Source organism: Kaistella carnis, assembly GCF_003860585.1.
Taxonomy (GTDB): Bacteria; Bacteroidota; Bacteroidia; order Flavobacteriales; family Weeksellaceae; genus Kaistella; species Kaistella carnis.
Genome location: NZ_CP034159.1, coordinates 697,374 through 722,494, shown reverse-complemented (window position 1 = coordinate 722,494; position 25,121 = coordinate 697,374). Strand labels below are relative to the sequence as shown.

Genomic DNA, 25,121 nt, shown 5'->3' with positions numbered 1-25,121 from the left:
TTTGATATGATAAGTAATGATCTCTATTTTATAAATTTCATTGGATATTTCACGTTTGAATAGGATTCGATATCCGCTTTTAATGAGCCAACAGCCAGCTCTGCTTTAATTGAGATCGGAATATGATTCGCATCGTTGCTGACCCAAAGCGTAACACCTTCTTTATCTTTAAAAACCCGACCGCTGATCACTTGCGGTACAATTTTCAAACAATTGATCACTCCGAATCGCGTCTTTACATTTTCAGTTCCGACAACTTTTAATTGGAAAGGGAACATTTCGTCGTCAATCCAAACATTTAATTTTTTCACACTTCCCACTTTTAAATCACTGTCATCTAAACTTCTTAAATAGTAAAAAGCTGACAACATATCCTGAATTCCTTTAACTGATTTTAAAGTTGCTGTGGTATTTTTTTCTTTATCGGTTAAAAGTAGGGTTTGATTCTGATGATTAAAAACTGTTTGAAAATGCTGCGTGTACCCACCTTCCTGTACATTTCTTACATAGTAACTCGGCAAACCCGTCTGGTAATTGATGAAACTTTCATAATGATCTTCCACTTTAAAAAACGCACGTACAGCTCCGGTTGTTTTACCATAACCTTTAACATAAAAATGAGGTTGGCCTTTATAGGTTGTTTTTAAGGTCGTTAAACTTGCTGTTCCCGCATTTAAAAGTCCGTAATGAATCCTGTAACGCAAAACTTCCCCAGACTGAATATTCTGAAGTTTCTGTGCGCTGCCAAATGTCATTATTAAAAGTCCAAATAGTGCTAAAATCTTTTTCATGGGTTTTCTTTTGCAAATAATTTGCCACAAAGATAAAACATTGATTTTATTGGATTTCATTATGACAAAAATCATAAAGAGGCTCCGCATAGTACTTTTAAATTTTGTAAATTTGTGGGATTATTGCTAAAGTTTGATTAATGATTACTACTGATATATTGATTATTGGAGCCGGCCCGACCGGACTTTTTACTGTTTTTGAAGCAGGTTTACTTAAGTTGAAATGCCATCTTATCGATGCTCTTCCACAGCCAGGCGGTCAGTTAACCGAGTTGTATCCTAAAAAACCTATTTTCGATATTCCGGGATTTCCGTCCATTAACGCTGGAGATTTAGTAGATAATTTGATGGAGCAAACGAAACAGTTTCAACCAGGATTTACCTTGGGAGAAACTGCCCAGACTTTAACCAAATTAGAAGACGGAACTTTTGAAGTAATTACTAATAAAGGTACTGTTCACCGTGCCAAAGCAGTTGCGATTGCTGGTGGTTTGGGAACTTTTGAACCGAGAAAACCCACTTTGGAAAATTTGGCAGATTACGAAGAAAAAGGCGTAGAATATTTCATTAAAGAACCTGAACATTTCAGAAATAAAAAAGTGGTCATCGCCGGCGGTGGTGATTCTGCTTTAGACTGGAGTATTTTCCTTACAGATATTGCAAGTGAAGTTACTTTAATTCACCGTAGAAACGAATTCCGTGGAGCGTTGGATTCTGTTGAAAAAGTTCAGGCTTTAAAAGATCAGGGTAAAATTCACATGATGACTCCGGCTGAAGTAGTTGGTTTAAAAGGTGATGGTAAATTAACTGCAATTACCGTAGAAAAAGAAGGCGAAACTTTTGATATTGAAACGGATTACTTTATTCCTCTTTTTGGTCTAACACCGAAATTAGGAGATTTAGCAAATTGGGGATTGGAAATTGAGAAAAATGCAATCAAGGTAAATAATGCTTTGGATTATCAAACCAATATTCCGGGAGTGTATGCAATCGGTGATATCAATACCTATCCGGGAAAATTGAAATTGATTTTATGTGGTTTCCATGAAGCAACTTTGATGTGTCAAAGTATTTATAACATGCTGAATCCAGGTAAAAAATTCGTTCTGAAATATACGACTGTAAGTGGAATTGATGGTTTCGATGGAAGCCGTAAGGAAGCAGAGAAAGCGGTAGTGATGAAAATCGATTAACGAAGAGCCAAGTAGAAAGTATAAAGAATCAAGTAAAATACAATGCAGGATATTACCTTAAAGATTACTGACCGAAACGGAGACTTACATGAAGTGGTTGCACCAACCGACATGTCCATGAATTTGATGGAAGTGATTCGTTCTTACGAATTGGCAGAAGAAGGAACCATCGGAGTTTGCGGCGGTATGGCGATGTGCGCGTCCTGTCAAGTTTACATCGTTGACGGTTCTGATAAACTGACCGAAATGGGCGCTGAGGAAGATGCGATGTTGAGTGAAGCGTTCCATGTTCAGGACAACAGCCGTTTGGGTTGCCAGATTCATATCACCGCAGACGTTGACGGTTTAGAAGTTGCTATTGCACCTTATCCATAAAGGAAATCGTTTTTAATAAATAGTAAAAGGAGAGAAAATTCAGTTTTTCTTTCCTTTTTTATTTTCAGCAGATCAATGGGGAATTTGCGATACTTTTGTTATCTTTAGTTAACAAATATTTAGAGTATGTCTTTTCACATTCCCGAGCATTTAATAGGTTTAACTGACGAAGAAGTTCAACGTTCTCATCAGAAATTTGGTTATAATCAAATGAAACAAATTGAGAAAAGCAGTTGGATCAAATTGCTCTTCGACATCTTGCGCGAACCGATGTTGATTTTGTTAATTATCATTGCCATCATTTATTTAGCCGTTGGGAATTACGGTGAAGCACTCTTCATGTTGGCGGCGATTATTCTGGTTTCCGGGATTTCTTTTTATCAGGACAATCGCAGTCAGAAAGCGCTGGAAGAATTAGAAAAACTCAACGAACCCTTAAGCCGAGTCATTAGAAATTCAAAGATTGTGGAAATTCCAACGCATGAAATTGCAGTTGGAGATCTGTGTATTACCGAAGAAGGAAAAATGATCAACGCCGATGGAAAAATCGTTCACAGCAATGATTTCTCTGTGAATGAATCCTCGCTTACGGGTGAAAGTTTTTCTGTTTTTAAAGATAATACTTCGGAAGACCGGCAGGTTTACAATGGAACTTCCACCGTTTCTGGTTTGGCTGTTTTTGAAGTGGAACATATTGGCAAAGAAACGAAACTTGGTAAAATTGGAGAATCTATTTCAGCCATAAAAGATGAAAAATCTCCGCTACAAAAGCAGATTGAGCAGTTTCTGAAATACATGGCGATTATAGGAGTCACCGTTTTCCTTTTAGTTTGTGCCGTTAATTATTACCATACTCGAAATATTGTTGATTCCTTATTAAATGGATTGACTTTGGCAATGTCGATTTTGCCTGAAGAAATTCCCGTTGCTTTTACAACCTTCATGGCTCTCGGCGCCTGGAAATTAATGCGGGACGGCATCATCATTAAGAAAAGTAATATTGTTGAAACTTTAGGAAGTGCCACCGTTATTTGTACTGATAAAACGGGAACGATTACGGAGAATTCAATGCATCTGAAAGCCGTTTATGATTTTAGAAGTGACAAAGTTTTTAATGATCAACAATTTAATGACGAATCGGTGTCAGAACTTACTCAATATGCGATGTGGAGTAGTGAGCCGGTTCCTTTTGATCCGATGGAAAAATCGCTTCATCAGGTTTATGGCGAAACTCAAAAAGTAGATCTACGTCCAGAATTCGAGATGTTTCATGAATATCCATTAGATGGAAAACCACCGATGATGACGCATCTTTTTAAGAATGAAAAAGGCGAACGAATCATTGCGGCAAAAGGTGCTCCTGAAGCGATCATCAATGTTTGTCAACTTTCTAAAGAAGATCAAAGTAAAATCAGAAAAGAAATTGATGAGTTTGGAAAACAGGGATATCGACTTTTAGGTGTTGCTAAATCAAACTTTGAAGGAGATGATTTTCCAAAAAAACAACAGGATATTCAGTTTGAATTTTTGGGAATGGTGGTTTTCTACGATCCGCCAAAAAAAGGAATCGACGAAGTTTTTAGAAAATTTAAAGAAGCCGGAATTAAGATAAAAGTAATAACCGGTGATAATGCTCAAACAGCAAAAAGCATCGCTTTACAATCCGGAATTAGAGGAGTTTCGGATCCAGTTAATGGTGATGAAATCAGTCATCTGAGCGAAGAAGAATTAATGAAAGTAGTCGATCAAAAAGTGTTGTTTACCCGAATGTTTCCGGAAGCAAAACTTCGCGTGATTAATGCTTTAAAAAAGAATAATGAAGTGGTCGTTATGCTTGGTGATGGCGTTAATGATGGACCTGCCTTAAAAGCCGCACACATCGGAGTTGCGATGGGCGAGAAAGGAACTGAAATCGCAAAAGCCGCTGCTGCAGTTATTTTAACGAATGATGATTTAGGAAAGTTGGTAACTGCGATTGCGGCCGGACGTAGGATTTATACCAATATTAAAAAAGCAGTTCAGTATATTATTTCGATTCACATTCCGATTATTCTTACTGTTTCCCTACCGTTGTTTTTAGGATGGGCTTTTCCCCAAATCTTTACGCCGGTTCACGTGATTTTTCTAGAATTGGTAATGGGTCCAACCTGTTCCATCGTTTATGAAAATGAACCGATGGAAAAAAATACGATGACTCAAAAACCACGGCCAATGTCAGAAACCTTCCTAACGATGCGGGAATTGATCATCAGTATTATTCAGGGATTAGTGATCACCGCTGGAGTACTGTTCATATACCAATTAACCTATAGAAACGGAGGTGATGAAGATATGACGCGATCGATGGTTTTCACCACTTTAATTTTCGCGAATATCTTACTGAGTTTTGCGAACAGATCGTTCTATTATACGATGTTTGAAAGTTTCAGAAATAAGAATAATCTCTTAATTTATATTACTTTAGGAACCTTAGGTATGTTAATGATTATGCTTTATGTTGGTCCTGTTACGCAATTCTTTAAGTTAAATTCATTGAATCTAAACCAACTTTTAACAGCAGGTTCTGCAGCAGTTATTTCGGTCATGTGGTTTGAAATCTATAAACTGATAAAGAGGACTTTTAATAGTAATAAAGATAAAATTTAATTATCGCTTTTGACTTCCTCTTTTGAGTATAATTTTAAATCAAGATATCTTTAATAAATTTATATAAAATACAGATTATGAAAATCGCAACCTATAATGTAAATGGAGTTAACGGTCGGCTTCCGGTTCTTCTAAAATGGCTCAGTGAAGAAAAACCTGATGTCGTTTGCTTACAAGAATTAAAAGCACCGCAAGAAAAATTCCCTGAAGCAGAAATGTTAGAAGCCGGTTATCATGCTGTTTGGGTCGGCCAAAAAAGTTGGAATGGAGTTGCAATCTTAACAAAAAATGGGAAAGCAACCGTTGTTAGAACTGCCTTGCCAGGTGATGAAACAGACGAACAAAGCCGTTATTTAGAAGTGAAGGTGAATGATTTAACAATCGTTTGTGTTTATGTACCTAATGGAAATCCAACTCCCGGTGAAAAATATGATTATAAATTGAAATGGTTGGAAAGATTGGATGCTCAAGCCGAGTTATTGATTAGTGCGGGGAAACCGGTCATCATTACAGGAGATTTTAATATTATTCCAACGGAGAGTGATGTCTATAAACCGGAAAAATATAAAAACGATGCTCTTTTCCTGCCTGAAGTTCGGACTGCTTTCAAAAATTTAATTGCTCAGGGTTGGACCGATGGATTGCGACATCTTTATCCCGAAAAAACAATTTATACTTTTTACGATTATTTCAGAAAAGCCTACGAAAGGAATGCCGGAATGCGCATTGATCATTTTCTGATTTCTCCTGATATTCTACCTCATTTAAAAAATGGTGGAGTAGATAACGAGGTTCGTGGCTGGGAAAAATCGAGCGATCATGTTCCGACGTGGATTGAGCTGGAGAATATTTAATTGCTGACTTTTCGTTTAAAACCAAAAAAATTCTCTTAGTTAAAAGAGATTTTATATTTTCAAAAATTGAAGTTTGGTGTATTTTCTAAAATCTTCTAAATGGTTGGTTTTTCTGTTTTCAAAATTTTCATGACGATGAGTTCCTCTTTTGTAAGTCCCGATTTACCGTCATCAACTTCAATGTCGTCCAATTCATCAAGATACTTTTTGATCGAATCACTTTCATAAAGATTAATGACTAAAGGATGAATATAATATTTTCGGCAAACCGTACTCGTATTTCCCAATTCACAGGCGACCATATCGATGGCCTGCTTAATTTTCGATTTTTGATTTCCCTCAATTTCCTGTTTTTCAATTTCATTAAAGGCAATAAGAGCATTCACAGTCCCGGACCAGGTTCGAAAATCTTTCGCGGTAAAATCTTCACCACTAATTTCTTTGATGTAATCATTCACCATTCCACTTTCGATCGCATGACGCTTGCCTTCCTCATCATAAAACTGAAACAGCTCTTTTCCCGGAATATCCCGACAGTTTTTCACCGCTTTTGCCAACTTCGAGTTTTTTAAATCGATATCGTGATAAACACCTTTCTTTCCTTTAAAAGAAAATTTCATTTTATCACCTTTGATCTCTACATGTTTATCTTTTAAAGTGGTCAATCCAAATGAGCCATAAAGTTTTTCATAAATGTTATTTCCGATACGGATGTTGGTTCTTTCCATCAAACTAACAACCGCGGCCAAAACTTTTCTTTGGTCAAGTTTGCGATGACGTAAATCTTTTTCAAGCTGAAGTCTGATCGTAGGTAAAGCTTCCCCAAACTGCAGCATCCTATAAAATTTGGTATGATTTCTCAAAGCATTCCAAACCGGATGATAGCGGTATTGTTTCCGCTGTTTGGCGTCTACTCCTGTGGCTTGTAAATGGCCGTTCTGTAAAGCGCAGATCCAAACATCTTCCCAAGCTGGAGGAATTGCGAGCTTTTTAATTCGCTCCAATTCCTCCTGATCCTTCAGTTTTTCTTCTCCTAAAAAATAAGAGAATTTTTTACCGCGCTTTTTTCTTGCAATTCCCTCATTTGCACTGTCATTTGTGTAAACAAGTTGCACTGCTTTTGCAGATTTTACGGGGTCCTTCATTATTTTAATAATTTTTGAAGGACTTATTTTCGCGATCAGATCCAGGCTTGGATTATCCATTTTGAATTTAATTAGTTTTTACCTCTGGTAAATAACCAGATAATTACTGCAATTACAGCTCCTATTAAAAAGAAAGCCCACCACATTCCAGCTTTAAAAATGGTGCCAATGGCGTCACAACCAGTCAATGATAATAATGCAAATACTGCTAATGTAAGAAATGTAAACTTTTTCATAATAAATTATTTTTTAATGTTTGTTTATGTTTTAAATACGATGATGATCCGGTCGCCACTTTGTAATGGATTTCTTGATTTCATCGCCCGATATTTTTTCGTTTAACGCCTTTTCTATTAAAATTTTAAACTCCTCATCATAGGCAAAGCGGAGTGCGGAGATCTGACCGAAATTCAGCTGGTTTTCAACCTCATCTGATCTTTTACCAAAAATTTCGAAATATCTCTGCTTAAATTCTAACCTAACAATACGATCCTGATTACCTAAAGCATAATGTTGTCTCACCATTAATGCCAGATAAATAATTAGGAAGATCACTGTAGAAAATAAAATCCAGCTTAATTGGTTCACCTCATCAGAAAAAATTTTCCATATCCCGATAATTTGCAAAATCGCAAGTAAGGGCAGGTAGATGAAATGATGGGGTGCGTAGAACTTCTTGTGGTTGTCGTAATTTTGAATCTTCATTCCTCAGCCACATCAAATAATTAACCATTCTCCTAATTTTGTGTCAAAAAAATAAATTTAAGGATTATGGTTTTACTTTCATTAAAATTTAGGGAGTAAAAAAGATTTACAATAGTTTGAAACTGAGTTTTTTGATTCAATATTTTATAGAAAAAAAGTCGGTAATTTCAGCAATGCAATTCTTAATAAAAAAAATCACGCTGAAACTACCGACTCCATTTAAGGTTTAGGTTACTTTAAAACCAGGAATTAATCAAAGCCACCCTTTCTGATAGGTTCTTTTAATTCCGGCCATTTAGCGGGTTCACCTGTTCTTGGATTAACCGGCATTTTAATTCTTTCGGCAGACGCTTTTTCAGGATCCTCACTCGCCATATAAGTTAAGATCGCGATTGTGGCAACATTACTCTTAACATCATCGAAAACGATTTTGTCGTAAGTGTCACGATTGGTGTGCCAAGTATAATTGCCGTAGGACCAGTTCAGGGAACTTAGCATAAAAGCAGGTGCTCCTGCCGCAATAAAGGAAGCATGATCCGATCCACCGCCACCAGGATATCCCGGAAATGATGTTTCAACATCTTTTTTCAGTTCTTTTGGAACTGCGCTCATCCATCTTCCAATATAATCATAGGAATTTAAGAAACCCTGACCGCTGATATTGGCAATTCTACCTGTTCCGTTATCCTGATTAAACACCGCCTGTACATTTGGCATTTGATCTTTGTGGGCAGACACGTACCCTCGTGATCCATTGAGTCCCTGTTCCTCACTTCCCCAAAGTCCGATCACGATGGTTCTTTTTGGGTTTGGATAATATTTTTTAAGAACTCTTGCCACTTCCATCATAGTAATTGTTCCGGTTCCATTATCTGTAGCTCCAGTTCCACCATCCCATGAATCAAGATGCGCGGAAAGAATCACATACTCGTTTGGCTTTTCAGAACCTTTAATTGTTGCTACGGTATTAAAGGTCGGCGCAGTTCCTTTGTCTTTTGACTGAGCGACAAGTTTCAATTTCGGCGTTGTTCCGTGTTGAATCATGCGGTATAATTGACCGTAATCTTCTAACGCCATATCAAATACCGGGATTTTTTTAGTTCCGGCAGAAAAAATCTTGTTTACACCAAAACCTTTCGACCAGTAAGAGGAAATAATTCCTGCAGCTCCAGCTTTTTCTACTTTCTCGTTCAGTGTTTTAGAAGTTTCTCCGGTTGCTTTAAGTGAATTTCTCCAAGCTTCAGAAGCTTCTTCACTTTCTTTTTTCATTTTATCATAGGATTCCGGCGTGGCAAATTCTTTCCAGTTATAATCCGGTCTGCCGCTTGGCTGATATTGGGAAACCATTACAATTTTTCCTTTTACAGTCGGTAACCATGCGTTGAATTCTTCTTTACTTTTAAATAAGGGCAACATAACGACATCCGCTGTAACTCCTTTCGCGGAAGTTGACGGGCTCCATGCCAACTGCATTCCTTCCATTGATTTTACGTAAGGTGAAATCATTTCGATGGTGGAAGTACCACGTTCCCATGATTTCCATTCGCCCCATTGTTCGTTTTGCGCCTCGATTCCCCAGTTCTGAAAACGTTTTACCGCCCAGTCATGTGCCTGCTGCATTTTGGGACTTCCTACGAGTCTTGGTCCGATCCCGTCCATCAGTTCATAAGCCAATGTTTCCAGTTGTGAATTCTGGTACGTTTCATCCATGATGGATTTTACCATTTGGTCTGTGGTTTGGGCATTTAAGCTTACCGCAAAGACCGTAGATACCATCATCAATTTTGCATAATTCTTCATTTAATATCAATTTTGCGATGAAGATAATAATTTTTTTCTTAAAGAACTGTGTGTTCATAGGTAATTCAAATAAATCTTAACTTTTTTGTCCAGTCACTTTAATTTTTATAATTTTATAAAAAAATAGATTATGAATATGATTATCCGACTTTTGGTCACCGCTATCGTAGCGTTTCTTTTAACTAAAGTTTTAACCGGCGTCCATATTGACGACTTTACAACGGCTCTGGTTTTTGCTTTAATTTTAGGAATTTTGAACTTAATAGTAACTCCCATTTTAAAAATTTTGGGTTTGCCGTTAACGATTTTAACTTTGGGTCTTTTCTCCTTAGTTATTAATGCGATTGTGGTTTTATTTGCCGCAAATTTTGTAGACGGAATGAGTATCGACGGATTTTGGTGGGCATTTATTTTCAGTATTGCCTTGTCCTTAATTACTTCTTTGCTCAACGGCATTATTTCTCCCACAAAATAGATTGATCACACTTTTACTAAAGGCGGTTTCATTTTTTTGAACCGCCTTTTAATTTTAACTGTTCTTTAAATTAAAATGAATGCGAACCACACTTACTTCAATTGTTCTGCTATTTCTCTCTTTTCAGGCATTTGCTCAGGAACTCTATATTCCGCGAAATATTGTCAAAGCCTATGAAAATAATACCCGGTCTCTGGACGGAAAACCGGGTAAAAATTATTGGCAAAATTCCGGGGATTATAAAATTGAATTCAATGTTAATCCAACAACCAAAGTAGTTTCGGGAAATGAAACGATTATTTATAAGAACAATTCCCCGGAGACTTTAAAATCGATTGTCGTGCGATTTGTGAATAATGTTCATAAGCCTACATCGCCCCGCGCCGCAAAATCATCCAAGGATTTTCTGAGTGACGGACTTACCATAAAATCACTTTCAGTGAACGGCAAAAATTACAAGGTTGATTCTGAAGACTGGGAAACTTTTTATGAACTGAAATTAACAGAAACACTTTCTGCCAATTCTACGAATACGATTAAAATAGAGTGGGAATTTCCTCTGTCAAAAGAAAGTGGACGAGAAGGGCAGATTGACGAAACTACCTTTTTCTGTGCCTATGCTTATCCGCGCATTTCGGTTTTCGATGATTATAATGGCTGGGACAAGTTGCCACATATGGGTCGTGGGGAATTCTATAATGATTTTAATAATTATGATGTCTCCATTAAAGTTCCAAAAAACTACATCGTATATGCCACCGGAGTTTTTCAAAACCCGGAAGAAGTTTTGCAGCCTGAAATTGTAAAGAAATTTAAAACCTCTTTAACTTCTGATGAAATAATTCATGTTGCAACCCAAGAGGAAATAAAGAAAAAAAAGGTGACCAAACAGAACGCCTCAAATACCTGGAAATTTAAAGCGGAGGACATCAGTGATTTTACTTTTGGAGTAAGCTCAACTTATGTCTGGGATGCCTCCAGTATTCAGTTAAAATCGAAGAGAGTTAGCACTCAGGCGACGTATAAGGCGGGAACCCCGGATTTTGAGAAATATGTGGAATGGACAAGTTACAGCGTCAAGTGGTTTTCCGAAAACTGGCCCGGTGTAGAATATCCTTTTCCGACCATAACAGGATTTCAGGGGTTTGCCGATATGGAATATCCAATGATGGTTAATGATACTGCAATTCCAGACAATTTCGCAGATTCCCGACAAACCGTGGATCATGAAATTGCGCATACCTATTTTCCTTTTATGATGGGAACCAACGAATCGCGATATGCTTTCATGGATGAAGGCTGGGTAACCGCTTTCGAATATTTGATAGGAGAAGCTGAGAATGGAAAAGAATTTAATGATAAAATGTATACGGATTTTCGGGTTAAAAGATATATAAATGATCCCTCAACAGAGCAGGATCAACCCATAATCTCAATGAGCAGTCAGTTAAGCGGTATGGGATATGGCAGTAATGCATATATTAAACCTGCATTTGCGTATCTGGCTTTAAAAGACATGTTGGGAGATGATGTATTTAAAAAAACGCTCCACCATTATATGACTACCTGGACCGGAAAGCATCCGACACCTTGGGATTTCTTTTACAGTTTCAATACAGGAAGTGGACAGGATCTGAACTGGTATTGGAACAATTGGTTCTTCAGCAATAATTACATTGATTTGAAAGTAAACAGTGCGATTCAGTCGAATAAAAATCTTGAAATGATCATCCATAATGTGGGTGGATTTGCGATTCCCTTTGAAGCTGAAATTACTTTTGAGGATGGAACTATTCTTAAAAAACATTTTACACCGGACGTCTGGAAGAACGGAAACTTTTACAAAGCGCAGATCGAAGTGAGTCAAAAAGTGAAATCGGTGAAGATCGATGGTGGAATTTTTATGGATTACACGCCAAATGATAATCTATACAATTTATAAAACATGGATATGAAAGAATTTAAAACTGCACGAATGGATAAACAAACGATGATCATTACGATTATTGTTCTGTTCTTCTTAATTTTATTTCCTATTTCCTCCTTTTTCTTTTATCCTCCCAAACCTGTGATTTCGATCACCAGCATTATTTTAATGTACGGAGCGATTATTATAGCTTATTGTTTTATTCCGAGAAGAATTGCGGTTTCAGATTCGCAGATCTTAATAAAAAATGTTTTCGGATCTGCAATCATCAACATTAATGAAATTGAGTCTCTCCAGCGCTGGAATAAAGTAGGATTTAATCTTCGAACTTTTGGGATAGGCGGCCTTTTTGGATATTTCGGATATTTTAATGGGAAAGATTCTTGGTATGTTACCAATATTGAAAAGAAAGTTCAGATTGCCTTAAAGTCTGGAAAAAAATATATTTTAAGTCCGGAAAATCCTGAAGAGTTTATTCATACGATTCAACAACGGAGTATAGAGAACGCTCCATCATAGTTTTCGATTTTCTATATTTGTAATTCAAAATTTAATTTTAATGAAACTAAAAAATACGCTTATTGCGCTCGCAGCACCTTTGCTCATGAATGCACAAAATGTAATGACTCCGGAAACACTTTGGACACTCAACAAGATTGGGGTTTCTGCAGTCTCACCAGATCAGAATTCTCTCATTTACAGTATTGGAAAAACTGATTTGAAAACGGAGAAAAATAATAAAAAGAGCTTTTTCTTCAATCTCAAAAACTACGAGGCAACTGCTTTGGATTTAGGAAAAAAATCTTTGATACAGTGGGATCATAATGGAATTTATGCTCAGGAAGGGGAAAAGATTTTTCTTTCTAAAGATGCCGGAAAAACCTGGACGGAATTTTACACCATCGGTAAAGCAGACAATATTGTCATTTCACCCGACGGTAAAAAAATAGCCTTCAGCAAAGAGGTTCTAATTGAAAAAGTGATGGGAAAAGACAAGTATTCGGATGCTCCGAAGACGACTGCCCAAATTTATACCGATTTGAATCACCGCCACTGGGATTATTTTAATGAAGGAAAATACAATCACGTTTTCGTAGTTCCCGTTTCTGAATCTGCTGACAAAGCCAAAGATTTATTAGAAGGTAAACCTTGGGATTCTCCGCAGCGACCTTTCGGTGGAGCCGAAGATTTTATTTGGAGTCCTGATTCTTCACAGCTGTTATACGTGACGAAAGCTTTGAGTGGTGCGGAATATGCGCAGTCCACCAATACCGATATTTTCGCCTACGATTTATCAACTGGATCTGTGAAAAATTTAACCGAAAGTAACAAGGGTTATGATGTAGCACCCACTTTTTCACCGGATGGAAAGTTTTTAACTTGGCAGTCGATGGAAAGAGAGGGCTATGAAGCTGATAAAAATGATTTAAAAATCATGGACTGGAAATCCGGCACTGTAACCAACCTTACGAAAAACTGGGATGAAAGCCTTGCCGGTTCTGTTTTCTGGGCACCCGATTCTAAAATGATTTATTTTTCAACCGCTTTTAGAGGAACCAAACAATTGTTTTCTTTGAATCCGAAGACTTCTAAAATTCAGCAGATCACAAAAGGAGATTTTGATATTAATGATATTTACGCTCAAAATAAGAATTCCCTTTTGGTTTCCCGAACCGATATGAACCATAATGCAGGTTTATTTGCCGTGGATTTGAAAAAAGGAACCATGACTCAGGTTACAGAAATTAACAAGAAGAATTACGAAAACATTACGCCTTCAAAAACGGAGCTGAAAATGGTCAAAACCAGCGACGGTAAGGAAATGGGTGTGTGGTTTATTTATCCGCCAAATTTTGATGCGAATAAAAAATATCCAACTTTATTGTATTGTCAGGGTGGGCCGCAATCAGCGTTGACGCAATTTTTCAGCACGCGATGGAATTTTGCTTTAATGGCGGCAAACGACTATATCATCGTCGCACCAAACCGTAGAGGAATGCCGGGTTGGGGAACAGAATGGAATGAAGCAATTTCTAAAGATTGGGGCGGACAACCAATGAAAGATTATCTGGCAGCAGCAGATTACGCCAAAACTCTGCCGTATGTTGATGGAGACAGAATGGGCGCCGTAGGAGCAAGTTATGGTGGTTACAGTGTATTCATGCTAGCCGGAATTCACGAAAACCGTTTTAAAACATTCATCGCACACGATGGCCTTTTCGATATGAAATCCTGGTATTTAACTACGGAAGAACTTTGGTTTGCCAACTGGGATTTGGGTGGATCGCCTTATGATAATCCAGTACCGAAATCGTACACAGAGTTTAATCCTTCAAATTATGTGAATAAATGGAACAAACCCATGATGATTATTCAGGGAGGAATTGATTATCGCGTTCCTTATGAACAAGGTCAGGAAGCTTTTCAGGCTGCAAAACTTAAAGGGTTAAAAACAAAATTCCTTTATTTCCCGAACGAAAATCACTGGGTGCTTCAACCACAAAATGGGTTGGTATGGCAACGTGAATTTTTTGAATGGTTAAAAGAAACCTTATAATATAATGGAAGTTCAGATTTATTCTGAACTTCTTTTTTTTAATGTAATTTTATCAAATGAATCGAATTTCATCTTTTCCGCCTCTTGTTTTTGAAAATTCTAAAATTTTGATCTTAGGTTCTGTTCCCGGAATTAAGTCTTTGGAAATGCAACAGTATTATGCGCATCCGCAAAATAAGTTTTGGAAAATATTATTTGAACTCTTTCAGGAAGATTTTACAGGCGATTATACGGAAAGAATTAATCTGCTCCAAAAAAACCATATTGCACTTTGGGATGTGATTGATTCATGTGAACGAAAGGGAAGTTTAGATGTCAAAATTAAAAACGAAGAACACAATGATATTGAGAAATTTTTAAGTGAGAACCCAAATATAAAAGCGATCTTTTGCAACGGCCAGAAAGCTTTTAAAAATGTACAAAAGAACAAGGATTTAGTTGCGCTAATTCCTATATTTGTTTTACCTTCGACCAGTCCGGCTCACGCAGTTCCTTATGATAAAAAACTGGAGGCTTGGACGAAAATAAAATTCCATCTATGAAAAAACTTTCTACTTTATTATTGATCATTTCTTGCAGCTTATGTTTTTCGCAAAAATATCATTTCGATTATGCGGTTCAATATGATCATGAAACTACAAATGGTAAAATGTACCTACAAAACGTAATCAATTCAGCCGACGATTCCTACGATCTACGTTTGACGAGCACAAAAAAGAACGATACGGGTGTTTTAATCGATTACAAAAATAGTGTACAACATTTCTTTACGCTTAGTTCACTTAAATTTCCTTTAACAACTGAACATTTCAAATACAACTATTCCAAAAAAATGACCTCTTTGGTCAAGCAATTTGCAGAGGAGGATGCCAGAAGATTTTTCGATGTGGAGCTGATTGAAAGTAAGAACGAGATCAGTATTTATTCAGTCAAGGAATATGGCAGTTCATTAAAGAAAAAGCCGACGACAACCGGAATAATCAAAATGAAGAATTTCGAAAATCAACTTTCATCTTTTGGACTAAGTAATTTATTGGACTATGTAAATGCAGGAAAAAAGATAAATTTCAGCACAAATCAAATTCTTACAGAAGGGGAAATCAAGTTTAAAGATGGAGAACACAAGATGAAATTAGTGTATGTAGAACCTCAGGATTTTGATTTAAATATTGCGGAAATTGTTTATAAGTAAAGCAGAATTTGATTTTTAGATCAAAATAACTGATCAAATTACTCAACAATAAAAAAAACCGAAATTTATTTCGGTCTTTCAATTTTATAATTGGACTTTAACTTTGAATCCCGTATTTAATTTCATTGTTATTTTATCCGCTGTAATTCTACTTCCTTGGATTTCAATGACCAAATCATTCTGGTTCGTTCTGAAATATTCCAAAACATCGGCATCCGTAGGAGTGAAAACTTTGGTATCTGGATTGGTATTATTGTAAGAAGTCGCAATTAGAATTTCCTCTTTATTCGGAGCTTTCAAATAAATCCTCGCATTTTTTATGACATCAAGTTTATTTCCTAAAGAAGAACTGACATAATCAATACTCAGAGAACTTAATTGAACTGACTTTAAATTATTAATAGAAAATCGTGGATCATTCTCTTTAATTTTAGCATCTAAGTCTATGTTCATCGGAATATCCGGCGTTTTTGTATAAGAAGTCGTACTGACGCTTGCAAAAGGAATCTCCAGCTGCGTGGTAAAAGGAACTTCAAAAGAAGGAAGAACATCTAAAACGGAGTTTACAATATCTCTACAACTGGTAAGAAAGAGCATTAAAACTAATCCGGCGAGTAACGATAATTTTTTCATATTTAATTTTTTATAAAGGTGTCATTTATCGTTCCAAAAAATGTGTTTGGTGTTATATTTTTTCTTAAATGCCTAATCACTTGACAAACGCTTTTCAATGTCGTATATTTGCACTCCGAAATTTTTTGGTTTCGGACTTAATTTTTAAACCGTAATTTAAAAAAATGAAAACATCTGATTTTAACTTTCACCTGCCCGAAGAACTTTTAGCGGAACATCCGGCGGAACACAGAGATGATGCGAAGATGATGGTTCTGAACCGTAAGACGCAGACCATTGAACATAAACATTTCAAAGATGTTGTAGATTATTTTGATGAGAAAGATCTTTTCATCTTCAACAATACTAAAGTTTTTCCTGCCAGACTCTACGGAAATAAAGAAAAAACCGGTGCTAAAATCGAGGTTTTCCTTTTAAGAGAATTAGACAAAGAAACCCGCGTATGGGACGTACTTGTCGACCCGGCACGTAAAATCAGAATTGGAAATAAATTATTTTTCACCGAAGATGAAGGTTTGGTTGCTGAAGTAATCGATAATACGACCTCAAGAGGGAGAACATTGAGGTTCTTATATGACGGTTCTTACGAAGAGTTCCGTACCAAATTGAAAGAATTGGGAGAAACACCACTTCCGAAATATATCAAAAGAGACGTAGAACCAGAAGATGCAGAACGTTACCAAACGATTTATGCAAAACATGAAGGTGCTGTTGCAGCTCCAACGGCTGGTTTACACTTTTCCAGACATTTGATGAAAAGACTTGAAATCAAAGGAATTGACTTTGCTGAAGTTACGCTTCACGTAGGTTTGGGAACTTTCAATCCAATTGAAGTAGAGGATTTATCCAAACACAAAATGGAATCTGAAGAAGCGATCATCGATCAGAAAAATGCAGATATCATTAACAAAGCAGTTGAAGAAGGCAGACGAGTTTGCGCGGTCGGAACCACGACCATGAGAACTTTGGAAACTTCCGTTTCTTCCAATAAAAAAATTGGACCTTACCACGGCTGGACGAACAAATTTATTTTCCCGCCTCATGATTTCGGTGTTGCAAACTGTATGATCACCAATTTCCATACGCCAAAATCAACATTAATGATGATGATTGCAGCATTTGCCGGCAAAGACTTCTTAATGCATGCCTACGAGGAAGCAATTAAGCACGAATACAAATTCTATTCTTACGGTGATGCTATGTTGATCATCTAAAGAATAGTTTAAGAAGAGCCAAGTAAAAAGTTAAAAGTACCAAGTGAAATGCTTGGTACTTTATATATAAACAGAAAAGCTACCTTTAGTAAATCGAAATTTTTTATTATGAAAAAGAATGATTTACTGGAAAGAACTTTTTGGTTCGGAATTCATTGTCTGAAGTTTTTAAGAAAGCTGCCCAATGACCCCGAATCTAGATTGATCAGATATCAATTGGGGAAATCTTCTACTTCACTTGGTGCTAACTACGAAGAATCTCAAGCAGGATCATCAAAAGCAGATTTTAAAAATAAAGTTAAAATTTCTTTACGGGAAACCAGGGAATCCAATTATTGGTTGAGAGTAATTAAAGCACTTGATGAAAAAGAAAATCAAGAATTGGATCAATTACTTGCTGAAAGTATAGAATTAAAAAACATTTTCGGAGCGATAGTAAATAACACAAAGCTGTAAACACTTTGCTCTTTTTACTTTGCTCTTATTCAAATTATGAAGGATATCCGAACTTTATCACTCGATCAATTACAGGAATATTTTGTCTCTTTGGGCGAGAAACCTTTTCGTGCAAAACAAGTCTATGATTGGCTTTGGAGTAAAAATTTGCACTCGATTGAGGAGATGACGAATCTTTCAAAAGATCTGCGCGACCGTATTTCACAGGAATACATGATCAATCCTATTTCCGTAGATCAACTGCAAAAATCCACAGACGGAACCATTAAAAACGGCGTAAAATTACATGACGGACTTTTAGTTGAATCCGTTTTAATTCCTACCGAAACCAGAACTACAGCGTGTGTTTCTTCCCAAGTTGGTTGCTCCCTGAACTGTGAGTTTTGTGCTACAGCAAGACTAAAAAGAATGCGAAATCTTGAAGTCGCAGAAATAGTAGATCAAGTGGCACTGATTGACAGACAAAGCAGATTATATTTCGACCGGCCACTTTCAAACATTGTGTTTATGGGAATGGGCGAGCCCATGATGAATTACAAAAATGTTGTAGAATCCATCAAAAAAATAACCGAGCCTTCAGGTTTAGGAATGTCGCCAAGACGAATCACCGTTTCAACTTCCGGAATTCCGAAAATGATCAAGATGTTGGCCGATGAAGAGATCCGCGTGAATTTAGCTCTTTCTTTACATTCGGCGATCGAGAAAAAGAGGAATGAAATTATGCCTTTTTCTGATAAATTTCCTTTAACCGATATTATGGATTCCCTAAAATATTGGTATGAAAAAACAGGAAACATCATAACCTTTGAATATTGCGTTTGGAAAGGAATAAATGATGAGGATGAAGATATCAAGGCGCTGATCAGATATTGCAAGCAAATCCCAAGTAAAGTTAATTTAATTCAGTACAATCCAATAGGAGACGGAAAGTACGACCAATGTAACAAAGCGGCAGAAGACAATTACGTTCGCCAGTTAGAAAAAGCCGGAATTACCGTGCTTATTCGCCGCAGCCGTGGAGGAGACATTGATGCCGCATGTGGACAACTTGCCAATAAAAGCAGTGAGTAATGTTTTCACATATCGGGAAGACCAGAACACCGCGACATAACCTTGGAATTGCATCCCTGCTTTCCTTTGTTGCAGGTTTGGTAAATGTAGTCGGCTTCTTTTCGGTTCAGAAATTAACAACCAATGTCACGGGACATTTTGCTTTTTTCGTAGATGAAGTTTTTAAACTCAATTTCGAAGATGCAGTTCACGTGGCACTATTTGTATTTTACTTTTTTTTCGGGGCTTTCTTCGCCAATTTTATCGTGGAAATATACTCCAGAATTCGGGAAAATCAGATCTATGTTTTTCCTATCATTTTAGAAGCCTCAATCTTAGCAGTTATCGCATTTACAGGGAATTATTTAATGCTAGAAGATCCCGATATTATTGCATACAGTCTGCTTTTTGCCATGGGAATGCAAAACTCCCTCGTCACAAGTATTTCAAAATCGATTGTCCGTACGACCCATTTGACCGGACTTTTTACCGATATGGGAATCGAGTTTTCCCAGCTGTTTTTCTACAGAGAAAAAAAACGCAGAAGAAGGCTGCTTAATTCGATCAGATTACGTCTCACCATCATCATTATGTTTTTCTGTGGTGGCGTTTCGGGTGGTGTTTTATATGAGCATTTCGGCATCAAAACCTTAATTTTAGGAAGTATTATTTTGCTCGGAGGTTGTTATACGATTTTCTTAAAATTAAATATTTACTCTTAAAACACAACCGAATGTCATGAGAAATATGATGGCTTGGGGCAGTAATTTCGCAATGCAAAATATTTTTGAGGTTTATTTTGTTTTTTATGGCAGACATTTCCGCCTTCCGTTCCCGCTTTTTTGTTCCGCTGCGCTGCACAAAAAGAGCTCCACTCAAGTCGGGCTGCGATTTTGATATAGTATAAAAGATTCATTAAAAAATTAAAATAGGTAATGAGAAACCTTTATCTCTTATTTTCAATCTTTATTTCCCTCAGTTTTTCTGCGCAACAGGATTATGACTGGCTCAAACTGAACCGATATAAAATTGCAGTCTTAAGTGATTCAATTAACGAAAATTCAGGATTAGATTTTTTCCAAGATCGTCTTTTTACTATTAATGACAGTGGAAATACAGCCGATATTTTTGCCATCAACAAGGAAACGGGAAAGATAAAAAATGTCTTTAGAACCAATTTAAATAATAAAGACTGGGAAGCCATCACCTCAGATTCTACAGCTTTGTACATTGGAGATTTCGGAAATAATGTCGGCTCCAGAAAAGATCTTTTGATTTATAAAATTCCTTTTGATTCTCTAAGAAGAAACTCCGCTTTTACAGGATCTCAGAGTATTCCTTTTTATTATCCGGAGCAGAAAGATTTTACCTCAAAAAATCTAAACAACAATTTCGATGCAGAAGCCATGATTTATCTTGAGGGAAAAATTCACGTCTTTACGAAAGAATGGATTTCAAAAGGAACAACACATTACACCATAGATCCAAACGTATACGAAAATCAGGCGGCACAAAAAATCGAAACGTACCAAACGGGCTATGTGGTGACCGACGCCGCTTATTTTGATAAAAAACTATACCTCGTAGGCTACACCAAAAAAGCAGAAGTTTATCTCACGATCTTCAATGAAACAAAACCGGGAATTTTCTTTACTGAAAAACCGAAAAAATATTATCTCGGAAGTTCTTTAAATATCGGTCAGATCGAAGGAATTGCAGTAGATAAAACGGGAATTTACATTTCAGGGGAAAGCTTTCGCGTTGGGATTATTAATGCTAAACCTTCTTTATATTTTATCCCGTTTGATCAGCTAAAATAAATCACGTCGAAAGGGGCATAAATTCGGACATATTGTATTATTATAATTATATTTGTGCTTACATACCAATTCTAATCTCTTATCACTCTTTCGTGGCAAATATCGTAGAAGAAATTAAAAAACCCATCAATGCAGAGATGAAACTTTTTGAACAGAAGTTTTACGAATCTATGCAGAGCAATGTTGCACTTTTAGATAAGGTAACCCGATTCATTGTGACGACAAAAGGAAAACAAATGCGTCCGATGTTTGTATTTCTTTGTGCAAAACTGGTTGGTGATGTTAATGAAAAAACCTTTCGCGGTGCTTCGATGATTGAGTTGATCCATACGGCCACTTTGGTTCATGATGATGTAGTTGATGAAAGTTTTAAACGACGAAACTTCTTCTCAATCAATGCGTTATGGAAAAATAAAATTGCGGTTCTTGTTGGGGATTATCTTCTTTCAAAAGCAGTTTTGCTGTCCACCGATCATCAAGATTATGATTTATTGTCCGTAATTTCCAGAACCATTCGCGAGATGGCAGAAGGTGAATTGCTACAATTAGAGAAGGCGCGAAAACTGGATATCACCGAAGACGTATATTACGAGATTATCCGCCAAAAGACGGCGACTTTAATCGCTGCATGCAGTGAAATTGGCGTCCTTTCAACGAGTGGCGATATTTCATTAGCTAAAAAAATGATGGAATTTGGAACGTACACGGGAATGGCTTTCCAGATTAAAGATGATTTATTCGATTATCTAACGACCACCATCATTGGTAAACCGGTCGGAATTGATATTAAGGAACAAAAGATGACGTTGCCTTTAATTCACGCTTTGAAAATTGCAAATGAGAAAGACCGTAAATATTATTTCACCACCATAAAACGCTACAACAACGATCAGAAGAGAGTCAAAGAGCTGATCGCATTTGTAAAAACTTCCGGAGGACTTGATTACGCAGTTGATAAAATGACAGAATATCAGCAAAAAGCAAAAAATATCCTTGCCGAATTCCCGGATTCCGAAGCTAAAAATTCTCTGGAATTAATGCTCGATTATGTGATTGAAAGGAAGTTCTAATCTCTCCGCAAGCAAATATATTCTTTTTTAAACCACAAATTTGATTGCTAAAAACGCAGTTGATCTTTGTGTTAAATGCATTTGGTACCAAACGAATTGGTGTCTTTTTGGTTAATTAAATTATTTGATTTTCAAATCAACTCCATTTAGTCGCAATGAATTTAGAATCACAGAAACAGAACTGAAACTCATCGCTGCTGCCGCAATCATCGGACTCATCAGAATACCGAAAATCGGGTAGAGTAGGCCTGCTGCAACCGGGATTCCCAAAGTATTATATAAAAAGGCGAAGAAGAGATTTTCTTTAATATTCTTTAATAATTTTTCACTTAAGATTTTCGCTTTTGCAACGCCTAAAATATCACCTTTTAACAAAGTAATTTCTGCACTTTCGATCGCGACATCAGTTCCTGTTCCCATTGCAATTCCAACGTTTGATTGGGCGAGAGCCGGCGCATCATTAATTCCATCACCAGTCATTGCAACTATTTTTCCTTCGGCTTGAAGTCTTTTTATTTCCGCCAATTTATCCTGTGGAAGACAATTCGCAAAGTATTTTGTAATTCCTAATTCCTGAGCAACCGCTTTTGCAGTATGTTCATTGTCCCCCGTCATCATAATCACTTCTACCTTATTTTCCTGCAAATACTGAATGGCTTTTTTAGAACTTGCTTTTATATTATCTGAAAAACTTAAAAATCCTAAAACTTCATTTCCTTTTGCTACAAAAGAAATCGTTTTTGCCCGATCTTCATGTTCGGTTATTTTCTGTTTTAAAGAAAGTGGAATTTCAATATTGAATTGCTTTAAAAGAGAAGCATTCCCCAATAAAATAACTTCACCATTAATCAATCCTTTCACGCCTTTTCCGGAAATATTTCCGAAGTTTTGTACCTTTTCAAAATTTCCATTTTCTTTTTTAAATTCAGTTAAAACTGCATTTGAAAGTGGATGTTCGGAATTTTGATTTAAAGAAGCAGCTAATTTTAGCACTAAAGAATTTTCAACTTTTTCGGAAGAAATTACTTCATCGAGCTTTGGTTTTCCTTCTGTTAAAGTTCCTGTTTTATCGGTGATTAGAACATTTACTTTATGCATTTGTTCAAGAGCTTCTGCATTCTTAATGAGGATTCCATTTTTGGCGCCTTTTGCAATTCCAACGGTTAAAGACATCGGTGTTGCCAACCCGAGCGCACACGGACAAGCTACAATTAAAACGGCAACCGCATTTACAAAAGCATAAATCAAAGCATTTTCGCCACCGAAAATTCTCCATAGAATAAAAGTCAAAACTGAAATTCCGATTACTGTTGGAACAAAAATTTTGGAAATTTTATCAGCTAATTTCTGAATAGGCGCTTTGCTTCTGGTCGCATCATTGACCATTTTAATAATTTGAGAAAGCAGGGTTTCATCGCCTACTTTTTCGGCTTTCATTAAAAAGGTTCCGTTTCCATTAATTGTTCCGGAAGTCACCATCATTCCAATGCTTTTCTCCACCGGAATGGGTTCACCTGTAATCATGCTTTCATCTACGTTTGAATTTCCTTCTGTTATTTTGCCGTCAACAGGAATTTTTTCGCCCGGCTTTACTCTTAATATATTCCCGATTTTAACTTCAGAAAGCGGAACTTTCTTTTCAACATCATTAATGATCAGATTGGCTTCATCGGGTGAAAGATTCATTAATTCTTCAATGGCTTTTCCCGTTTTTTGATGGGCTCTTGCTTCGAGCATCTGACCCATGATCACCAACGTAAGAATTACACAAACCGACTCAAAATAAAAGGGCGTTTTTCCACCGTGTGAAATTTCGTGAGGCAATATTTCAGGAAAGAATAAGGCCACTAAACTAAAAAGAAAAGCGGCAGCAGAACCTAATGCGATCAACGAAAACATATTGAGGTTCCAGGTTTTAAAGGAAATAAATCCTCTTTTTAGTAAGAACCAACCCGCATAAAACAGGACAGGAATCGATAATGCCAATTCAAGAAAGCCCTGAACTTTATTTGAAAAAGGGAATTCAAACCACATTCCGCCCATCGATAAAATGAAAACAGGAACGGTGAAAACTAAAGCAATAAGAAATTTATTCCTTAACAATTTATAAGTGTCATCATCGGATGATTGTTCCCCTTTCTCCGGAATTTTAACGAGGTCCATTCCACAAACCGGACAACCAACATTGGAATCATAAACCTTGTCGCCTTCGCAGAACATCGGGCAGTAGTATTTACCGGCATTACTTTCCTGATCGAGGACCGGAGCTTTTTTGTCTTCTTTGTGATGATGGTGACTTGAAGCATCGACCAATTCCTGTGTAATTTCTTCGAGATGCATATGGCAAACCGGACAACCGACATCTGAAGAATAGGTTTTATCACTTTCACAAAACATCGGACAAAAATAGTCACCAATTTTATCTTCGAAACTTTCGGGTAAATTGGTCTTTGAAAAAGTTTGTGGTTTGTTTTTATAGTCGGCTCTTTCTTCGATCGGAACCAGAAACATATTACAAACTGGGCAACGCTTACCTTGCGTAAAATATACTTTTTCACCTTCACATTCCATCGGGCAGTAATAGACTGAACTCGGAGAAATTCGCTCGGATGGAGGGATATTGTTTTGGGACATTTTATTGTTTTTTAATAGGTCTCGCTGCCTATTTTTGTTACACCGAAATAAATTTTATGCTGATCTTTGGGGAAGAGTTTATTCTTCCTGACCTTTTAAACGGTCTGCAATGAATTCTATTTTTGTTTTGCCGTGCTTTGTCGGTTTTCCTTCCATATTTACACCGACAAATATAATTTTATCAATGGTAATGATGGTTTGGCGTGTCATCATATTCCGAACTTCGCATCTTAAAGTAATGGAAGTATTTCCGAAATCTGTAGCTTCAATCCCAATCTCGATAATATCTCCTTGCTTAGCAGAACTGACAAAATTGATCTCCGAAATATATTTGGTTACACAACGGGGTGTTTCAAGTTGCACGATGGCATAAAGTGCCGCTTCTTCGTCGATCCATTGCAGTAATCTTCCACCGAATAAAGTATGATTGGGATTCAGATCTTCCGGTTTGATCCACTTTCTGGTATGATAATTCATTTTTTTATTTTTAATTTAATGGGTCTTAATCTGATATTTACAATTTTTAACGCAAAGACGCAAAGTTTTATACAACATTCTTTTTAATTACGGTCGCAAAGGCGCTC

Annotated in this window: 24 protein-coding genes; 16 read left to right on the top strand and 8 right to left on the bottom strand. The window is 36.7% G+C overall.

Translation table 11 applies throughout. The features are described 5' to 3' along the window. Positions 1–23: 23 nt before the first annotated feature. On the bottom strand, positions 24–791 hold the full coding sequence (locus tag EIB73_RS03255) for a DUF3108 domain-containing protein (protein ID WP_125022596.1): 768 nt from the start codon (positions 789–791) through the stop codon (positions 24–26). A 140-nt stretch (positions 792–931) separates the two neighbouring features. On the opposite strand from EIB73_RS03255, the gene EIB73_RS03250 reads away from it, so the two are divergent. From EIB73_RS03250 to xth, 4 genes are all read left to right on the top strand, one after another. After that, positions 932–1,984, top strand: coding sequence for an NAD(P)/FAD-dependent oxidoreductase (locus tag EIB73_RS03250; protein ID WP_125022595.1), 1,053 nt, complete (start codon positions 932–934; stop codon positions 1,982–1,984). A 42-nt stretch (positions 1,985–2,026) separates the two neighbouring features. Beyond that, the gene (locus EIB73_RS03245) at positions 2,027–2,359 is read left to right on the top strand and encodes a 2Fe-2S iron-sulfur cluster-binding family protein (RefSeq protein ID WP_125022593.1); all 333 of its coding nucleotides are present in this window, start codon (positions 2,027–2,029) and stop codon (positions 2,357–2,359) included. A gap of 126 nt (positions 2,360–2,485) precedes the next feature. Then, a complete protein-coding gene (locus EIB73_RS03240; RefSeq protein ID WP_125022591.1) occupies positions 2,486–5,005 on the top strand; it encodes a cation-translocating P-type ATPase in 2,520 nt (839 codons plus the stop codon). Between the two features lie 77 nt (positions 5,006–5,082). Then, positions 5,083–5,859, top strand: a complete 777-nt coding sequence (gene xth, locus EIB73_RS03235; protein WP_125022589.1) for an exodeoxyribonuclease III — start codon at positions 5,083–5,085, stop codon at positions 5,857–5,859. Between the two features lie 95 nt (positions 5,860–5,954). Here the strand turns inward: xth and EIB73_RS03230 are convergent, their stop codons facing one another. The 4 genes from EIB73_RS03230 to EIB73_RS03215 form a co-directional block, all read right to left on the bottom strand. Continuing rightward, positions 5,955–7,064: a DNA topoisomerase IB gene (locus EIB73_RS03230; protein ID WP_125022587.1), complete on the bottom strand. Its 1,110-nt coding sequence runs from the start codon at positions 7,062–7,064 to the stop codon at positions 5,955–5,957. A gap of 11 nt (positions 7,065–7,075) precedes the next feature. Beyond that, positions 7,076–7,240, bottom strand: a complete 165-nt coding sequence (locus tag EIB73_RS03225; protein ID WP_125022585.1) for a phosphatidate cytidylyltransferase — start codon at positions 7,238–7,240, stop codon at positions 7,076–7,078. Between the two features lie 31 nt (positions 7,241–7,271). Then, positions 7,272–7,709 (bottom strand): DUF6526 family protein, encoded by a 438-nt coding sequence (locus EIB73_RS03220; RefSeq protein ID WP_125022583.1) that lies wholly within the window; start codon positions 7,707–7,709, stop codon positions 7,272–7,274. 249 nt (positions 7,710–7,958) lie between these two features. Then, positions 7,959–9,509, bottom strand: coding sequence for a M20/M25/M40 family metallo-hydrolase (locus tag EIB73_RS03215; RefSeq protein ID WP_125022581.1), 1,551 nt, complete (start codon positions 9,507–9,509; stop codon positions 7,959–7,961). 130 nt (positions 9,510–9,639) lie between these two features. Here EIB73_RS03215 and EIB73_RS03210 point away from each other — a divergent pair, with 130 nt between their 5' ends. The 6 genes from EIB73_RS03210 (at position 9,640) to EIB73_RS03185 (ending at position 15,660) form a co-directional block, all read left to right on the top strand. Next, the gene (locus EIB73_RS03210) at positions 9,640–9,984 is read left to right on the top strand and encodes a phage holin family protein (RefSeq protein WP_125022579.1); all 345 of its coding nucleotides are present in this window, start codon (positions 9,640–9,642) and stop codon (positions 9,982–9,984) included. A 79-nt stretch (positions 9,985–10,063) separates the two neighbouring features. Continuing rightward, entirely contained in the window at positions 10,064–11,926 is a 1,863-nt protein-coding gene (locus EIB73_RS03205; protein WP_125022577.1) for a M1 family metallopeptidase, read from the top strand. Positions 11,927–11,935: 9 nt separating this feature from the next. Further along, entirely contained in the window at positions 11,936–12,430 is a 495-nt protein-coding gene (locus tag EIB73_RS03200; RefSeq protein WP_164467848.1) for a PH domain-containing protein, read from the top strand. 40 nt (positions 12,431–12,470) lie between these two features. Beyond that, positions 12,471–14,468, top strand: coding sequence for a S9 family peptidase (locus EIB73_RS03195; protein ID WP_125022573.1), 1,998 nt, complete (start codon positions 12,471–12,473; stop codon positions 14,466–14,468). 56 nt (positions 14,469–14,524) lie between these two features. After that, positions 14,525–15,010: a DNA-deoxyinosine glycosylase gene (locus tag EIB73_RS03190; RefSeq protein WP_125022570.1), complete on the top strand. Its 486-nt coding sequence runs from the start codon at positions 14,525–14,527 to the stop codon at positions 15,008–15,010. Then, positions 15,007–15,660 (top strand): hypothetical protein, encoded by a 654-nt coding sequence (locus EIB73_RS03185; RefSeq protein ID WP_125022568.1) that lies wholly within the window; start codon positions 15,007–15,009, stop codon positions 15,658–15,660. Before EIB73_RS03190 ends, EIB73_RS03185 begins: the two co-directional genes overlap by 4 nt. 84 nt (positions 15,661–15,744) lie before the next feature. Here the strand turns inward: EIB73_RS03185 and EIB73_RS03180 are convergent, their stop codons facing one another. Beyond that, positions 15,745–16,293: a hypothetical protein gene (locus tag EIB73_RS03180; protein WP_125022567.1), complete on the bottom strand. Its 549-nt coding sequence runs from the start codon at positions 16,291–16,293 to the stop codon at positions 15,745–15,747. A 164-nt stretch (positions 16,294–16,457) separates the two neighbouring features. Here EIB73_RS03180 and queA point away from each other — a divergent pair, with 164 nt between their 5' ends. From queA to EIB73_RS03150, 6 genes are all read left to right on the top strand, one after another. Further along, entirely contained in the window at positions 16,458–17,507 is a 1,050-nt protein-coding gene (gene queA, locus EIB73_RS03175) for a tRNA preQ1(34) S-adenosylmethionine ribosyltransferase-isomerase QueA (RefSeq protein ID WP_125022565.1), read from the top strand. 108 nt (positions 17,508–17,615) lie between these two features. After that, complete coding sequence (locus tag EIB73_RS03170; protein ID WP_125022563.1) at positions 17,616–17,963, top strand: four helix bundle protein; 348 nt, start codon at positions 17,616–17,618, stop codon at positions 17,961–17,963. Positions 17,964–17,999: 36 nt separating this feature from the next. After that, positions 18,000–19,034 carry a 23S rRNA (adenine(2503)-C(2))-methyltransferase RlmN gene (gene rlmN / locus EIB73_RS03165; RefSeq protein ID WP_125022561.1) on the top strand — a complete coding sequence of 345 codons (1,035 nt, stop codon included), beginning with the start codon at positions 18,000–18,002 and terminating at the stop codon, positions 19,032–19,034. Then, positions 19,034–19,735, top strand: coding sequence for a YoaK family protein (locus EIB73_RS03160; protein WP_228411269.1), 702 nt, complete (start codon positions 19,034–19,036; stop codon positions 19,733–19,735). The genes rlmN and EIB73_RS03160 overlap by 1 nt, the downstream gene beginning before the upstream one ends. Before the next feature lie 213 nt (positions 19,736–19,948). Continuing rightward, positions 19,949–20,833, top strand: coding sequence for a 6-phosphogluconolactonase (locus EIB73_RS03155; protein ID WP_125022559.1), 885 nt, complete (start codon positions 19,949–19,951; stop codon positions 20,831–20,833). 92 nt (positions 20,834–20,925) lie between these two features. Further along, positions 20,926–21,903: a polyprenyl synthetase family protein gene (locus EIB73_RS03150; protein WP_125022557.1), complete on the top strand. Its 978-nt coding sequence runs from the start codon at positions 20,926–20,928 to the stop codon at positions 21,901–21,903. Positions 21,904–22,023: 120 nt separating this feature from the next. On the opposite strand, the gene EIB73_RS03145 is transcribed toward EIB73_RS03150, so the two are convergent. Next, positions 22,024–24,537: a copper-transporting P-type ATPase gene (locus EIB73_RS03145; protein WP_125022555.1), complete on the bottom strand. Its 2,514-nt coding sequence runs from the start codon at positions 24,535–24,537 to the stop codon at positions 22,024–22,026. 78 nt (positions 24,538–24,615) lie between these two features. Further along, on the bottom strand, positions 24,616–25,014 hold the full coding sequence (locus EIB73_RS03140) for an acyl-CoA thioesterase (RefSeq protein ID WP_125022552.1): 399 nt from the start codon (positions 25,012–25,014) through the stop codon (positions 24,616–24,618). Between the last annotated feature and the right edge of the window lie 107 nt (positions 25,015–25,121).

Excerpts from the sequence above, each read along its gene's own strand:
- EIB73_RS03255 (WP_125022596.1), bottom strand. The coding sequence starts at position 791 with ATGAAAAAGATTTTAGCACTATTTGGACTTTTAATAATGACATTTGGC.
- EIB73_RS03250 (WP_125022595.1), top strand. The coding sequence starts at position 932 with ATGATTACTACTGATATATTGATTATTGGAGCCGGCCCGACCGGACTT.
- EIB73_RS03245 (WP_125022593.1), top strand. The coding sequence starts at position 2,027 with ATGCAGGATATTACCTTAAAGATTACTGACCGAAACGGAGACTTACAT.
- EIB73_RS03240 (WP_125022591.1), top strand. The coding sequence starts at position 2,486 with ATGTCTTTTCACATTCCCGAGCATTTAATAGGTTTAACTGACGAAGAA.
- xth (WP_125022589.1), top strand. The coding sequence starts at position 5,083 with ATGAAAATCGCAACCTATAATGTAAATGGAGTTAACGGTCGGCTTCCG.
- EIB73_RS03230 (WP_125022587.1), bottom strand. The coding sequence starts at position 7,064 with ATGGATAATCCAAGCCTGGATCTGATCGCGAAAATAAGTCCTTCAAAA.
- EIB73_RS03225 (WP_125022585.1), bottom strand. The coding sequence starts at position 7,240 with ATGAAAAAGTTTACATTTCTTACATTAGCAGTATTTGCATTATTATCA.
- EIB73_RS03220 (WP_125022583.1), bottom strand. The coding sequence starts at position 7,709 with ATGAAGATTCAAAATTACGACAACCACAAGAAGTTCTACGCACCCCAT.
- EIB73_RS03215 (WP_125022581.1), bottom strand. The coding sequence starts at position 9,509 with ATGAAGAATTATGCAAAATTGATGATGGTATCTACGGTCTTTGCGGTA.
- EIB73_RS03210 (WP_125022579.1), top strand. The coding sequence starts at position 9,640 with ATGAATATGATTATCCGACTTTTGGTCACCGCTATCGTAGCGTTTCTT.
- EIB73_RS03205 (WP_125022577.1), top strand. The coding sequence starts at position 10,064 with ATGCGAACCACACTTACTTCAATTGTTCTGCTATTTCTCTCTTTTCAG.
- EIB73_RS03200 (WP_164467848.1), top strand. The coding sequence starts at position 11,936 with ATGAAAGAATTTAAAACTGCACGAATGGATAAACAAACGATGATCATT.
- EIB73_RS03195 (WP_125022573.1), top strand. The coding sequence starts at position 12,471 with ATGAAACTAAAAAATACGCTTATTGCGCTCGCAGCACCTTTGCTCATG.
- EIB73_RS03190 (WP_125022570.1), top strand. The coding sequence starts at position 14,525 with ATGAATCGAATTTCATCTTTTCCGCCTCTTGTTTTTGAAAATTCTAAA.
- EIB73_RS03185 (WP_125022568.1), top strand. The coding sequence starts at position 15,007 with ATGAAAAAACTTTCTACTTTATTATTGATCATTTCTTGCAGCTTATGT.
- EIB73_RS03180 (WP_125022567.1), bottom strand. The coding sequence starts at position 16,293 with ATGAAAAAATTATCGTTACTCGCCGGATTAGTTTTAATGCTCTTTCTT.
- queA (WP_125022565.1), top strand. The coding sequence starts at position 16,458 with ATGAAAACATCTGATTTTAACTTTCACCTGCCCGAAGAACTTTTAGCG.
- EIB73_RS03170 (WP_125022563.1), top strand. The coding sequence starts at position 17,616 with ATGAAAAAGAATGATTTACTGGAAAGAACTTTTTGGTTCGGAATTCAT.
- rlmN (WP_125022561.1), top strand. The coding sequence starts at position 18,000 with ATGAAGGATATCCGAACTTTATCACTCGATCAATTACAGGAATATTTT.
- EIB73_RS03160 (WP_228411269.1), top strand. The coding sequence starts at position 19,034 with ATGTTTTCACATATCGGGAAGACCAGAACACCGCGACATAACCTTGGA.
- EIB73_RS03155 (WP_125022559.1), top strand. The coding sequence starts at position 19,949 with ATGAGAAACCTTTATCTCTTATTTTCAATCTTTATTTCCCTCAGTTTT.
- EIB73_RS03145 (WP_125022555.1), bottom strand. The coding sequence starts at position 24,537 with ATGTCCCAAAACAATATCCCTCCATCCGAGCGAATTTCTCCGAGTTCA.
- EIB73_RS03140 (WP_125022552.1), bottom strand. The coding sequence starts at position 25,014 with ATGAATTATCATACCAGAAAGTGGATCAAACCGGAAGATCTGAATCCC.